At 65.5% G+C, this 13,233-nt stretch carries 11 protein-coding genes and 1 pseudogene; 5 read left to right on the top strand and 7 right to left on the bottom strand.

Going from position 1 to position 13,233, the window contains the following annotated elements:
* Positions 1–14: 14 nt before the first annotated feature.
* Genes GNX96_RS16625 through GNX96_RS16615 form a run of 3 tightly spaced genes read right to left on the bottom strand, consistent with a single transcriptional unit; the run spans position 15 to position 1,639 of the window.
* Positions 15–398 carry a WD40/YVTN/BNR-like repeat-containing protein gene (locus GNX96_RS16625; RefSeq protein WP_163568787.1) on the bottom strand — a complete coding sequence of 128 codons (384 nt, stop codon included), beginning with the start codon at positions 396–398 and terminating at the stop codon, positions 15–17.
* A complete protein-coding gene (locus GNX96_RS16620) occupies positions 376–1,047 on the bottom strand; it encodes a hypothetical protein (RefSeq protein ID WP_279580568.1) in 672 nt (223 codons plus the stop codon). The genes GNX96_RS16625 and GNX96_RS16620 overlap by 23 nt, the downstream gene beginning before the upstream one ends.
* Positions 1,048–1,102: 55 nt before the next feature.
* Entirely contained in the window at positions 1,103–1,639 is a 537-nt protein-coding gene (locus tag GNX96_RS16615) for a sigma-70 family RNA polymerase sigma factor (RefSeq protein WP_163568785.1), read from the bottom strand.
* Between the two features lie 524 nt (positions 1,640–2,163).
* On the opposite strand from GNX96_RS16615, the gene GNX96_RS16610 reads away from it, so the two are divergent.
* Together GNX96_RS16610 and GNX96_RS52390 are read left to right on the top strand one after the other, a co-directional pair.
* Entirely contained in the window at positions 2,164–3,534 is a 1,371-nt protein-coding gene (locus GNX96_RS16610; RefSeq protein ID WP_163568784.1) for a right-handed parallel beta-helix repeat-containing protein, read from the top strand.
* The gene (locus GNX96_RS52390; RefSeq protein WP_279580567.1) at positions 3,470–4,204 is read left to right on the top strand and encodes a PKD domain-containing protein; all 735 of its coding nucleotides are present in this window, start codon (positions 3,470–3,472) and stop codon (positions 4,202–4,204) included. The genes GNX96_RS16610 and GNX96_RS52390 overlap by 65 nt, the downstream gene beginning before the upstream one ends.
* Positions 4,205–5,118: 914 nt before the next feature.
* On the opposite strand, the gene GNX96_RS52385 is transcribed toward GNX96_RS52390, so the two are convergent.
* The 4 genes and pseudogenes from GNX96_RS52385 to GNX96_RS16590 all read right to left on the bottom strand — a co-directional run bounded on the left by GNX96_RS52385 (position 5,119) and on the right by GNX96_RS16590 (position 8,797).
* Complete coding sequence (locus GNX96_RS52385; protein WP_279580566.1) at positions 5,119–5,700, bottom strand: ROK family protein; 582 nt, start codon at positions 5,698–5,700, stop codon at positions 5,119–5,121.
* Positions 5,701–6,062: 362 nt separating this feature from the next.
* A complete protein-coding gene (locus tag GNX96_RS63755) occupies positions 6,063–6,266 on the bottom strand; it encodes a substrate-binding domain-containing protein (protein ID WP_390624037.1) in 204 nt (67 codons plus the stop codon).
* Between the two features lie 26 nt (positions 6,267–6,292).
* Positions 6,293–7,048: pseudogene (locus GNX96_RS63750) on the bottom strand (LacI family DNA-binding transcriptional regulator); the annotation flags it as partial.
* A gap of 147 nt (positions 7,049–7,195) precedes the next feature.
* Positions 7,196–8,797, bottom strand: a complete 1,602-nt coding sequence (locus tag GNX96_RS16590; RefSeq protein WP_279580564.1) for a hypothetical protein — start codon at positions 8,795–8,797, stop codon at positions 7,196–7,198.
* A gap of 123 nt (positions 8,798–8,920) precedes the next feature.
* Between GNX96_RS16590 and GNX96_RS16585 the strand changes: the two genes are divergently transcribed.
* The 3 genes from GNX96_RS16585 (at position 8,921) to GNX96_RS16575 (ending at position 12,964) form a co-directional block, all read left to right on the top strand.
* On the top strand, positions 8,921–9,064 hold the full coding sequence (locus GNX96_RS16585) for a hypothetical protein (protein ID WP_163568782.1): 144 nt from the start codon (positions 8,921–8,923) through the stop codon (positions 9,062–9,064).
* A 106-nt stretch (positions 9,065–9,170) separates the two neighbouring features.
* Positions 9,171–11,702 carry a polysaccharide lyase family protein gene (locus GNX96_RS16580; protein WP_163568781.1) on the top strand — a complete coding sequence of 844 codons (2,532 nt, stop codon included), beginning with the start codon at positions 9,171–9,173 and terminating at the stop codon, positions 11,700–11,702.
* Between the two features lie 32 nt (positions 11,703–11,734).
* On the top strand, positions 11,735–12,964 hold the full coding sequence (locus tag GNX96_RS16575; RefSeq protein WP_163568780.1) for an ABC transporter substrate-binding protein: 1,230 nt from the start codon (positions 11,735–11,737) through the stop codon (positions 12,962–12,964).
* Positions 12,965–13,233: the final 269 nt, after the last annotated feature.

The following is a 13,233-nucleotide window of genomic DNA, read 5'->3' as shown; positions in this document are numbered from 1 at the left end:
ATAGCCGAGGGGGTTTAATCAAGGTTGCCGGAAATGCCGCCTTGCGCAGGGGTGAATGTCAGCCCGCCGTCCTTGCTGATCATCGGGGGGATCTGGCTGGTCGACGTACTGATGATGCTTGTGCCAGGACCTGGCAGGATCTCGCCGCTAGGCGGATTGGCGCTGTGCCGTGTAATGAGGGACCAGTTGGTCCCTCCGTCGCGGGTGCCGAAGATTGCCCACTCGTTTGACTCGTCGCTGGTGACTATATAGCCGGTGCGTCCGTCGGTGCTGGCGATGCCCGTGACGTCGGCTGCCTCGAACGGCTTTGGCAGGATGACCGGATGCCAGGTGTCGCCGCGGTCACGGCTGATGCGGGCACTGCCATAGTCGAGGTTAGAACGATCGATTAGCCACACAGATCCGTCGCTGGCCATTGTTCTGCCGGTAGCTGAGGTGAAAACTGCCAAAGCGGGCTTGGTGTGCAAGGGGCGCTTCTTGCCCGGTAACCGGATTGATAGCTGTGAGCACCGAATAGTTTTGATCAGCCGGCCTTGTCGTCAGCAACCAACCGGGTGGTATGGCCCCAACCGGGGTCTGCGCTGCCGGTCGGCGAGCCCATGTGCGGCCGTCGTCGTGGGTGATCAATTCACACGCCACAACGGCATGGGCGCCAACTGGCGTAATGTCCACGCAGGCACGAATGGGCATGCTGTAGTAGCGCCAGGTGCGGCCCGCGTCGGTGGTGACCGCGTAGGTCGTTGTCGGCTTGCCGCCCTCGCCGCACGGACCGTCAAAGTAGGTGTAGTACGCCACTTTGTCGGTCGCGTAGTTCAATCCACACACTGACAGCTGGGTCGGCTTGCTCGAGTGCTCGGCAACAATCGGACCGTGCAGCCTTACGTGGCCGTCGGGCGCGATCGGATCGTTGTGATGGACCGTCAGGAAACCGAGGGCGGCGACTATCACGGAGGCAGCCGTGACGACGGCGGCGACGGTGAGGATGCGGTCGCGGATCGAGCGACGCTGGCCTGCACCTCGCACGGCCGTCCAGTCAGGAAGCGTCATCTCCTGGAAGAGCGCGGACCGACCCGCGGAAGCCTGAACATGTACGGATTCGGAGTCAGTCATTCCTGGCCTCCGTCATTGAGACACTTTCCTCGCTCAGCAGGACTGATAGCGCGGCTCGTCCACGTCGGAGCCGCGACTTGGCAGTGTTGACGGATACGCTTGTCAGCTCCGCGATCTCATCTACCGCGAGGTCGAGGAGATAGTGCAGCGCGACTGTCTCCCGCTGCCCGGCCGGCAGGACACGAATGGCGGTGAGAATCGCGACCCTATCCGGCGTCGCCGCAGGTACCGGGTCGGGTGTGGTCGCCAGGAGCCGATGCAGAACCGCAAATCGACGCTTGCGCCGCATCCGGTCACGGGCGATGTTCACGGTCACGATCCGCATCCACCCGACAGGATTTTCGGTCTGCAGAATCCGCCCGGGGTGTGCGTACGCGCGCACGAACGCCTCCTGCATGCACTCCTGCGCCTCACCGAGGTCACCGGTGAACGCATATGCCGCCACGACCAACCTCGGCGCGGCAGCTCGATACAGCTGCTCAAGCACCATCCGCGGGTCGCCCGCCGTGGCCGGATCTGTAGACGCCATGGTTCCTCTCGTCCTCGAGGGCCCGATACCTATTCTTGACGAACGAACAGGCCCTCAGGGTGCATCGCGCATACCCAAGCCGCGCGCACATATACCGGACGTGCACCTCTCAGCCCTACGAACCGGCATGACCAGCACTCACCTCGGCATGAGACTGCGCTCACTCCACAACGGCGACGAATAGATGCAGGCTTCCAATAGGTGCCCACACCGCCGTACGTCCCTCGGCGCCGCCCTAATTGGCACCGACGACCATTCACGAGAGTGACTGGGGCGGAAATCGACTACCAAACCTCGATCACGGAGATACGCTTTTCGGCTGACGCCGAAAAGCGTTGCTATCCGGTGGCACGTCCGAGAGCATGACCACCCTGAACCAACGCTCGCGGGCGGTACTGTTCGGATCCGGGAGACAAGGCCGGTCTCTGCGGACAACCTCAAGAATCGAGTCCAACGATGGGGGGGAAACCGGCGTGTCACAAATACGACGACTAACGTCCGCGTCTGTGTGCGCGGTAGCTCTGATGGCAGCGTCAGGCTTTGTCATAGCGACGGCGTCGCCTGCTTCCGCAGGCATAGCCGCCACAACAAGCGCTACCAATACGATCATCAATGGCACGACCATCAATATCGGTGTCATCCATGTCAAGGATGGCTCATACGCACACGGTCAGTACGATGTCGCCCTCCCGCCAGACGACGACACCGCTGGAAATCTCGGCTGGTCGACGACCGCCGGATGGTATACAGGGCCCGGATACTGCACCGTGCAGTACCGCTGGGACGCGAACTACCCTATTTGGCGTGTACAGAAACCCGATCTTGGTCCAGGGCAGCACTTCATCGGCCCTGACACGTCCTACCAAATATACAGCGGTATACAAGGCCGCGCATTGTTCCACCACATGAGCACGTCGGCTCCCATCCGGACGTATGGGAGCTGTTCCGCTTTTGTCCTCCCGGTTCCTCTTACCATCCGGACTGGTGCAGTCCTACTAAACCGAATTCGAATTCACTGGTCCACCTGCGATTGCCGGCCGACCGCAATCTCAGCTCTGGTTGGATCGGGTTTTCTGCGCCGCTGCCTGGAATCTACGATTACAAGGGGGTGTAAAATGGGGATGAAATCAACATTTGCCACGATCGCGGTGGCATTGACGGTTGCTGCCTTGGTCATGCCGGTGCCCGCCGAAGCCGCTCCTCGGATGCTGTATGTCGACAATACCGATGGATCCGGGTGCAGTGACGTCGGGCGAGGCACTCAACAGCAGCCGTTCTGCACAATTCAGGTGGCCGCGGACACAGTGGTGCCGGGCACCACGGTCGACATCACCGGCGAATACCAGGAGAGCGTGACGGTCGGGAGGTCGGGCACACCCCGAGCACCGATCGTGTTCCAAAGCGAAAACCGCAACTTCACCTGGGTGGATGGAACATCGGGCGGGCCTGCCTTCACCATGCACGGCGTGCATGACGTGGTCATCCGAGCGCTCAGCATCGCCGGCGGATCGGTGGACCATGACGCCATCTTCATCACTGGGTCTCAGCGCGTCATCGTTGACAGCAATGCGCTGAGCATTCCGTCACCGGAAGCCCAGGGCTCCGTCGTTCGGGTGACCGGGGCGTCGCGCTCGATCACGGTAAGCAGGAACCTTATTGATTCTTCGTACGGATACGCGGCGATCAGGATCGACTCCGCCGGTGTTGGCAACGTCGTCTCAGCCAACGATATTTCCGGTGGCGGAAACACTGGAGTACGGGTTGCCGACTCGCCAGCCGCGGCGGTCACGGGCAACACGGTGATCCATTCCTGCAACCGGGGGGGAGGAGGTGACGGGCCGATCCTCGGGAGCCAGTGTCCAGAACAACATCTTCGCGTACGTCTTCGGCAGTGAAGTCTATTATCACTGCCCTCCGTCCACAGAGATCACCGAGATCAGCGTCGACAGCGCGGCTGTCGCGTCGGGGATAACCGTCGACTTCAACATCGTCTTTCCGTACTCGGAGAATCCACCCTATCGATGGGCCGGTCGCGGCTTCCAGAGCACCGCTGACTTCACGGCGGCGACTGGCCAGGGACGGCACGACCTGAACGTCGACCCGGGTTTCACGTTCGGCGGCGGACCGGCCCTTGCGGAAGGCTCGCCGGCCATCGACTCGGCGAATGCCCAGGCACCCGGCCAACTGCAGACCGATGTTTACTACTGGGACACCCGCGTGGATGATCCTCTCGTCGCCAACACCGGGACAAACCCTGGATACCACGACCGGGGAGCGTGGGAGTTCCAGGATCCGTTCTCGCTCTGGTTCGAGGCCAGCGATCCCACCGGCCCGCGGCTGAACATGATCACGATGACGGCACACCTGGAGGAGAACGCCTGGTCCAGCGGGCTGACGTACACGTACGACTTCGGCGACGGCTCCCCGCCCGTGAGCACTCCCGCGACAACGTACCTGCACACGTACACGGCCCCGGGCGAGTACGTCATCAATGTCTCCTACGCTGCCACCTCTGGCCGCAAGGGAACCACCTCGCTCCCGGTGACGATCGGCCCGCACTCCTAGCGTCCGCGTACGACCTGATGTCCATAGCGGGTACGACCTCATGTCCAGAGATCTCGGCGCGTTGGGTACGTGTCGGTGTGAGTAGGGATCACCCTTCGGTTCGTGAGCAACCCATGCCAATGATCACCCGAAGACCTTGGACGTGAGGTTGTACGCGCCTCTGCATCTGAAGTCGTACGCGGACACCTAGAAGTACCTTGTTGGGTCGAGTCGGCATATCGTGACGGCTTTTCTGTTTGTTTCCGTGGTAAGTTGCTTTTGAGTCTGGTGGCGCGATACTCGCGAGGATCTTGAGCGACGTGTGTTGGATCGGCGGCGTCGATCATGATCGTTGACGCACCTGGTGGTCGAGCCGCGGCGAGCGTACACGCGGCGGTTGGTCGTTCGGCGTTAGCGGCGGCGGCGTCTTCGCAGTCGTATTTGCCGTTGCCCGACCCGGCATGTACGAATCCTGACGTGAGGCAGTCGACGATCGTCAGCACCATCTGCACGTCAGGATGGACAGCGACGATCCGCCCATCGACACCTACACCAATGCCTTGAAAAACAAGGAATCGTTGACCACGGGTGCAGCGACACCAACATGTCCGAGTACGACGAAGACCACTTCCTCCCGCTGGAAGTCGGTGGCGCGCCGAAGGATCCGAACGAATCCCGGAACCTACCGTCGAGCGGGCCATCAGGTGAGTATCGGGACGAGCGAACGGAGCATCCTGATTTGGCGCTGTAGAGACACAACAGGCTTGCAGCGAACTCCGTTGAGGCGCCTCGCGGCGGTCGCCCGGGAGCGACACAGGCGCGTTCAACCACCTGTTGAGCAGAGAGCGTACGGCGCTGGCAGCATCGGCCGCTCGATCGCCGAGCAGTGAGCCATCTGAGTATCGACGAACTCTGCAACATCGAATACGTACGCTTCACCGGTAAAGCGAGCGACGTTGTCCCCACGTAGCGGCAGAAACAGCTTCTTCGGCCTCTACCTGAGCGGCTTGCGAAGAAATTATCCAGCTGGCAGCGCCTCGTAGGGCGGCGCCTTCGGTGTCTTGGGTGCGAATGAGGGCGAGCTTTGCTGTGGAGGTGGCCGCGATGCCGTGCTGTAGTGGAGTCGACACCTGGTCCCAGGCCGTGCTTATGCCTCCGCCGAGGACGACGATGGTCGCTTCGAAGAGCTGGAGCCACGGGCCGAGCGTGGTGCCGAGGAGGTGGTAGGACCGCTCGACGACGGACTTGGCTCTGTGGTCGCCAGCATCGGCGCGTGCCATCACGTCGGCGGCGTTTGTGGCTTTGCCGCCGGCTGTACGGTAGGCGGCCACCAGAGCGCGTGCGGAGACCACGTCTTCGAGTGGTACGCCGTTGATCGACAACAGGTCGACACGTCCCTCGGGTGGGACCTTGCCGGCGGTGGTCACCGGGTGGCCGGCGTCCAGGAATGACGATCCGATGCCGGTGCCCAGGGTGATGCCGACCGCTCGGGTGTGACCGGCCGCCGCGCGCCCCATTTCCATTCGCCGAGACCAAAAGCCGCCGCGTCGTTGAGGAAACGGATCGCGTTTGGGGCAGGGGTGATCCTGGCTAGCAGCTCGGCCCCGACGTCGACGCGCGTTTAGCGCGGTGAATTTGCCGACGCCGTGGAAGCGGCCGATTCCGGTGTCGTAGTCGAACGGGCCGGGAACGGCGGCGCCCCAGACCGCGCCGGCGGTGGCGATCTCGCTGGCCGCCTCGGCGATTGTCGCCAACAGTTCTCTTGCCGTGGCATCGGCGATGAGTGGTCGGCGTGCGCGGCGGTTGATCCCGCCGGTGGCTGGGTCCACTAGGGCCGCGGTCACGTGTGAGCCGCCGATTTCCAGTGCCGGTAGGGAATTCACGTCGGCCGCGGGTAGTCGATGACTCGTGTCGGGATGATGACCTGTTGGCGGCCGGCCTTGTGATCGCTGGGTTCGTCGATGCGGCTGAACAGCAATCGTGCCGCCTGCCGGCCCACGTCGACCGCGTCGTACGCGACCACACTGAGCGGCAGCTGCAGCAGGTCGGCCAGCTCGATGTCGTCGAACCCGGCCAGCGCCACCGGGGTGGGGGGCTGTGTCGCAGGCTGCGCAGTGCGCCGACGGTGTTGCGATTGTTGGCGGTGATCAGCGCGGTCGGGGGCACTGGGAGGGCGAGCATCTGCTGGGTCGCTTGCTCGGCGAGTTCGATGTTCCCGCGGTGGCGGCTCACGTGCTGTTCGTCGACATGCAACCCGGCGTCCTCCATCGCGGCCGCATAGCCGCGATAGCGTTCCGAGCCGGTCCACAGCGACAGCGGCAGTCCGAGAAAACCGATGCGGGTGTGCCCTCGGGCGATGAGCTGCTGGCAGGCCTCGTACGTGCCGTTGAAATCGTCGACGAACACGCAGTCGACCTCGATGCCGCGGGGTGGGGTGGCGGCCAGCACCACGGGCGCGCCATCGAGTTGGTCCGGCGCGAGGTGGCTGTGGTCGTTGCTGGCGGGTACGACGACCAGTCCGGCGATCCGGCGTCCGGCCATGTCGAGGACGAGCTGCCGCTCGCGGTCCACGTCTGCGTCCGTGCTGGCAACGACGACACCGACACCGTGTTCGGTGGCCACTTCCTCCACGCCGACCGCGAGCTGGGAGTAGAACGGGTTCGCCAAGTTGGTGACGACCAGCCCGACCAGCTCGTGCGCCGCGCCGGTACGCAGTTGCCGCGCCAGGTCGTTGCGGCGGTAGCCGAGAGCGGCGACCTCGGCGAGTACGCGTTCTCTCGTCGGCTCGGCGATGCCGCTGTCGCCGCGAAGGGCCCGGGATACGGTCATCGCGCTGACCCCGAGCCGCTGCGCGACGTCGCGCATCGTCACCGCGGCCGGTCGCTTCGGTTTGGCGTTCGTCATATCCCCGTCACGTTTGCTTTCACCACCCGTGCTGGGCTGCCGCCGAGGCCGCGTACGTCGTACGGGCCGACGGAGGCTGGTACGACGATGGTCTCGGCGTACCCGAGCTCATGCTCGTCCCCGTTCTCGGTAACGAGTATCACGCGTTCGCCGTCCACCACGTTCAGTACGTGGAACCGGCCATTCGTGTCTTGTGGTGCGCTCGCGCCCGGTTCGACGTGCAGCCTGCGTACCTCGAAGAACATCTCGGGCAGCTGCCCGATGAGTTCCTCGTGCCAGCCGTTGCCAGCGGCCACGCGTCGTGGCTGCTGGACGAGGTTGTCGGCCACTGCCGCGCCGGCGCGTTCGGGGTCGAGGTTGTGAAAGGCGTGCTCGACGTGCACTGGCCGTTGCCGGTCGGAGCTGTCGCGGCGCAGCCAGTCGTAGAAGCGCAGCGAATACAGGTACGGGGTCGCGCTGACCTCCAGAACGACGTTGCCGCGGCCGCTGCCGTGTGGGGTGCCGCCGGGGATGAGGAACAGTTGGTGTGGGGGTCGCGGGGAAGGTTTGGACGAACCGTTCGATCTCGAACTCGACGCCGTCGTGATCTGCTCGGTGGGCGCTCTGGTGGAACTCGGCGATGGACGTTTCTTCCCGTAGGCCGAGGAAAATCGTGTTCTGTTCGCTTCCGACCATCACGTAGTAGGTCTCGTGCTGGGTGTACGGCCACCCGAACACCTCGCGCATGTACCTGGACTGGGGATGGCAGTGTACGGACAGGTTTCCGCCGTCGACGGTGTCCAGGTAGTCGAACCGGATGGGGAACGAGGTGCCGAACCGGTCGTACACGTGCGTACCGAGCAGGTCCACCGGGGCGAGCGTCGCGAGCAGCTGGAACGGGACTTCGACGGCGACCTCCGGCGACGTGCCAACCAGCACGCCGCCGCTCTCCGGGGCGATCAGTTCGTAGCCGAGCGCGCTGTTGTGGGCTTGCGGGTTGTGTCCCAGTTCCCGCTTGCCCCACTGGCCGCCCCACGGGGTGGTGTTGAACGTCGGGCGGGTCCGGTGTGGCCGCCGCGCGAGGGCGGCGCAGGTGGCGCGCAGCGCGTGGCCGTCCAGCCAGGCCGGGTTCTCGGCGTCACGGGTGTCCAGCCACAGGTCGACCCGGTTCACGTACGTGTCCCGGTGCCGGTCCAGCAGCGGCCAGTCGACGTAGAACAGCCGGCGGGTGGTCGGGCGGTGGTTGGCGGGGGCGAACAGGTTGCGCCCGGTGCCGGCCACCACGGCCGCCTCGGCGTGGCGCTTGGGCAGGTCGGCCCACCACAGCACGTCCGGGTTGCCCACGGCGGCCGCGCCCGGTCCAATGAGTACGCGCAGGCCCGCGGCCGGACCCGGCTCCTTCTGATCGTCGAGCAGGTCGGCCAGGGTCCCGTCGGCGAGCATCTCAAAATGCGGGTCGTCAGCGAGTGCCGCCGACTGGGTACGGCGTTCCACTTCGTCCCACGGCAGACCGGCTTCGCGCAGGTCGACCACGTCGACGGGACCGCGCGCGGACAGTTCGGTGGCCACCGCTTTGGCCGCACGGTCCCAGTCGAGCACCGCTGGACCGTCGATCGCGAGGACTCGGGTGGTGGCCGGCAGGGTCGCGGCGGCGGCGGCCCAGCCGAGCCGGACCGAGCCGGTGGCGGGTGGGTAATGCGGCTGGGGGTCGTACGCGGACGAAGTCGACACGGCTCAGAACCTTATCGAAAGTTACCGATAACGCCAAGGCTACCTGTAAGTATTGCGTACCTTTCGTGTTACCGATAACGTGCGTGCGGCGAGCCAGTCGGTGAGGTCATGAGGTGGACTGCCATGAACGATCGGAACGACGAGCCCACGTCGGTGTCCCGGCGCGGCCTGCTCGCCGGCTCGCTGGCCACCGCCGCCTTCGCGTTTCTCGTGGGCAAACGGCGGCCCGGCTTTCGCCGCGACCACCGTTTCGCCGGAAACCCCTGACGTCGGTGGGATCACGGTCAGCCCGGCGTCGTACGGGTCGGTGTTTGTCGGCGTACGCACCCAGCGCTTCGCTGTCTCGGTCCAGGCCGACGCGATCGGGTGGACGGTGAGGGACGTTTGGGGTGGCATCGCGCAGACCGGAAGCGCCCGGGGCCATGGCGGCCGCGCGACCGTGGAGGTCAACGCTGGCAACGGTTACTACACCCTCGAGGTGGTGGCGAGTCGCGGGAGGCGGCACACCAGCTCGTTCGCGGTGTTGGCGCCGTACCGGCTGCCGGCCGACTCGCCGTTCGGCGCCAACACCCACCTGCCGCCGCTGGCGTCGGTGCCGCTGATGGTCGCGCTCGGCATCACCTGGGCGCGTACGGACCTGACCTGGACCGAGATCGAGCCACCGCCGCTGGCTGGCTGGACGCCCGACACCTATCAGGCCGACGCGACCGTCGAGCTGGATCCGACCGTCGCGCACTCGGGCCGCGCATCGGTGAAGATCGTCAACCGTTCGCCCATCAAGGACAACTTCTACGCGACGATCTCCCAGCAGGTGACTGTCCGCGCCAACACGACTTATGTGTTCGACGCGTGGGTGAAGGGCGAAAACGTCAAGGCGCTGCAGTTCACCGTACGGCCGGACTGGGGCGCGCGGGTCGACGCGCCAACGGGCACGTTCGACTGGACGCGGGTCACGTTCCGGTACACCACCGGGTCCGAGTCGGTTGTGACGTTCCGACTGCTTTCCAGTGATGTCACCGGTGCCGCGTGGTTGGACGACGCGCGGGTCACGGTTGAGGGTTCGAGCCTGAACCTGCTGACCAACCCGAGCTTCGAGCGCGGGCTGATCACCGGGTACACCTTCGACACGTACTCGCCGTTTTTCGCAGCGCTAGCCCGAAACGGTATTCATCCGCTGCCGATTTTGGACTACGCCAACGCCAAATACGACGGCGGCCGCACGCCATACACGGACGCGGGCCGAGCGGCCTTCGCCGCGTACGCCACCGCTGTGGTCCGGCGTTTCGGCCAGCAGTTCACCGCGGTCGAGGTCTTCAACGAATTCAACGCCGGCTGGTTCACCACCGGCCCAGCCAGTGGTGACCCGAAATATTACGCGGCACTGCTGGAAAAGACGTACACGGCGGTCAAGGCCGTCGCCCCGTCGATCGTGGTCGTCGGCGGCGTCACGTACGGCACCGCCGTCGACTGGATGAAGGCCGTGTTCGACGCCGGCGGGATGGCGCACCTGGACGCGGTGTCGAATCACCCGTATGTCGGTGTCCCAGAGTCGCCGGACCCGATCGACGGGTCCGAACGCGAGGTCGCCGCGCTCACGGCGCAGTACAACGGCGGCAAGGCCAAGCCGGTGTGGATATCCGAGCTGGGCTGGTCGCTGCGGGACGGGCTGACGGCCGCCGGTTATCTGGTCCGCGGTCTAGTCCTCGGATTTGCCGGCGGTGTCGAGAAATTCTTCTGGTACGACCTCATCGGCGACCAGAACTTCGGGCTGCTCAACGAAATCGGCGCCGACTCGTACACTCCGCGGCCGGTCTACGCGGCGTACGCGGTCGCCATCCGGATGCTGACCGGACGTACGCTGCACAGCCAAAACGCCACCGGCGCGATCCGCGATTACGTGTTCGCCGACCGGCGCGACAGCGTCTCGGTCCTGTGGAGCACCGACCCGCGTACGGCGGTCGCGTTGCCGAGCGACACGCCGATCGACGTCGTCGACGTCACGGGCGGCAGGACGCGGCTCACGCCACTCGACGGCAGGGTCCACCTGACTCTCACGGGTGCTCCGGTGTACGTGCGTACGGGCGCGGCGGCTGTGGCCAGCGGCCGCTTCGACGTGACCGCACCGGCGGTGGTCCGTACCGCCGACGAGACTGTGACCCTCGCGTACGTCGTGGACAACACCGCGGGCATCGCGCCGGTCAATGCGGTGTTCACCAGCCTGGGCAAGGAAACCCGCGTCACAGCGGCCCGCGGCCAGCGAGTCGACAAAGTCACCGCCGTACCGCTCGGCTCGCTGGTTGCCGGTCGCAACACCATCATCACTGCGGTGACCGTAGGTAAGGGGCAAGTAGCCCGGCTCGTGACAGCCGTCGTCGTACTGGACGTGCCCGCGGATGCGCTGGCCACTGTCGGGGTCGCGGACTGGACCGACCACGAGTTCGCTCTCGCGCCCGCCGGCTATGCCGACTACTCGATCCGGTTCCCGAACGACGTGACCGTCACTGCCGGCACCGACGACCCGGCGCAGTCGTGGTCGTACATTCACCCCGGTCCGGACGACGGCTGGGCCGGCAGCCGCGTACACCGATGCACCCTGGCCTTCGCTCTCACGGCTGTCCCGGCCGCGGACCTGCGGCTGGTCGTGTTCCTGCTGGACACCCACAACACCGCGCCCGGCACGGTCGCCGTCGCACTCAACGGGGGAGCGGCCACGACCGTCGTGTTGCCCAGCGGCAGCGGCGCCGGCTATTCGGCCGGCAGCGCGCTCGACTCGGGCGTCCAGCCCACCCAGTTCACCGTGACACTGCCGGCCGCGCGGCTGGTGGCCGGCCGGAACACGATCACGATCGACAAGACCAGCGGCTCCTGGATGGTGTACGACGCCGTCGGCATCTATCCGGCCTAGCTCTCCCTCACCTCGTTTTGAAAGGTCCTGGCATGCGCAAACTCCGTCGTCCACTCGGCCTGGCGGTGGCCGCACTCGCCGTCGCCGCGTCCCTTGCCCCGTCCCTGGCCGCGTGCGGTTCGGGCGCCAGCTCCGACGGCACCACGACCCTGCACGTGGTGGGCTGGAAGGGCGGCGGCGCCGAGCCGGCCAACGTGGCGCAGATCAACGCGGCATTCCAGAAGTCCCACCCGAAGATCAAGCTCGACTTCAGTTATGTCCCACCCAACGACGTCTATCAGCAGAAGATCCAGTCGCAGCTGCTCGCCGGCAACGCTGCGGACGTGGTCATGGTCGACCCGCAGAAGGTGCAGATCTGGGGCAAGTCCGGCTACTTCGCCGACCTCGGGCAGCGCAGCTGGGCCGCCAGCATCTCGCCGGCGGTGAAGTCGTTTGTCAGCTACCAGGACAAGGTCCTCGCCTCGCCGATGGAACTGAGCCCGGTCGGCGTCTACGTGAACCTGGACATCCTCGCGAAGGCCGGCGTCACCGCACCGCCCACCGACTTCCCGGCGTTCCTGGCGGCTCTCGGCAAGCTCAAGGCGGCCGGCCAGCCCGGCTATTCGTTCCCAGACGCGCAGGGCTACATGGCCGAGTTCGTGATGCTGATGTCCGCCGCGACCACCGTCTACCAGGACAACCCGAACTGGGATCAGCAGTTCCTGCAGGGCAAAGTGACCTTCCCACAGTCATTCAGGGAGCCGCTCCAGCAGATCCAGCAGCTCGGTACGAACGGATACGTCGACTTCAAGAACGCCGTCGGGACCGACGAGGCGACCACCGGCCAGCCGGACTTCCTCGCCGGCAAGTCCGCGTTTTTCGCGGGCGGCTCGTGGTCCGCGGCCGCGCGCTCAAGAAGGCGCCGTTCAAGCTGGCGTTCGTCCCGTGGCCAGGCGGCAAAGTGGGCGTCAAGCCGAGCGCACTGCTGTTCCCTGGCACGATGTGGGCGGTCAACGCGCGCAGCTCGCAACAGGACGCGGCCAAGCAGTACGTCGACTTCTGGTCGAGCTCGCAGAACCTCGCGCCGTACCTGTCCGCGGAGGTCGCCATCAGCCCGTTCGGAGCCAGCACCGCCGGGGCCGATCCGCTGCTGGCCACCATGGCCGACGCGTACGCCACCAAGCGGTTCGCGCTCTTTCCGACGAACACCTGGAACCTGGCCGCGCCGGAGACCAAGATCCGGTCGATCCTGCAGAACTTCCTGCTCGGCAAGGCCGACGTGACGGCCACCCTGACCGCCATCCAGAACGCGGCAAAACCCGCCAACTCCTAAGAACGGAAAACACACGTGTTCCGCCGACGCGGTCGACTCACGGCGATCCTGTTCCTGCTGCCGGCGCTTGCCGTGTACGGGGTGTTCGTGCTGTATCCCCTGGTTCGCGGGGTGCTGCTCAGCTTTACCGACAACCTGGGCGGCCCGGTCAGCAATTTCGTCGGGCTCAAGCAATACAAGACGCTGTTTCAGGACGCGACGGCGATGCACGCGCTCGCG

The organism is Fodinicola feengrottensis (assembly GCF_010993775.1).
Classification (GTDB): domain Bacteria; phylum Actinomycetota; class Actinomycetes; order Mycobacteriales; family HKI-0501; genus Fodinicola; species Fodinicola feengrottensis.
The sequence above is the reverse complement of the archived record's forward strand: the minus strand, read 5'-3'. Positions and strand labels throughout refer to the sequence as shown.

Coding starts and splice junctions, on each gene's coding strand:
- GNX96_RS16620 (WP_279580568.1), bottom strand. CDS start 1,047: ATGACGCTTCCTGACTGGACGGCCGTGCGAGGTGCAGGCCAGCGTCGC.
- GNX96_RS16615 (WP_163568785.1), bottom strand. CDS start 1,639: ATGGCGTCTACAGATCCGGCCACGGCGGGCGACCCGCGGATGGTGCTT.
- GNX96_RS16610 (WP_163568784.1), top strand. CDS start 2,164: ATGGCAGCGTCAGGCTTTGTCATAGCGACGGCGTCGCCTGCTTCCGCA.
- GNX96_RS52385 (WP_279580566.1), bottom strand. CDS start 5,700: ATGGGGCGCGCGGCGGCCGGTCACACCCGAGCGGTCGGCATCACCCTG.
- GNX96_RS16585 (WP_163568782.1), top strand. CDS start 8,921: ATGAACGATCGGAACGACGAGCCCACGTCGGTGTCCCGGCGCGGCCTG.
- GNX96_RS16575 (WP_163568780.1), top strand. CDS start 11,735: ATGCGCAAACTCCGTCGTCCACTCGGCCTGGCGGTGGCCGCACTCGCC.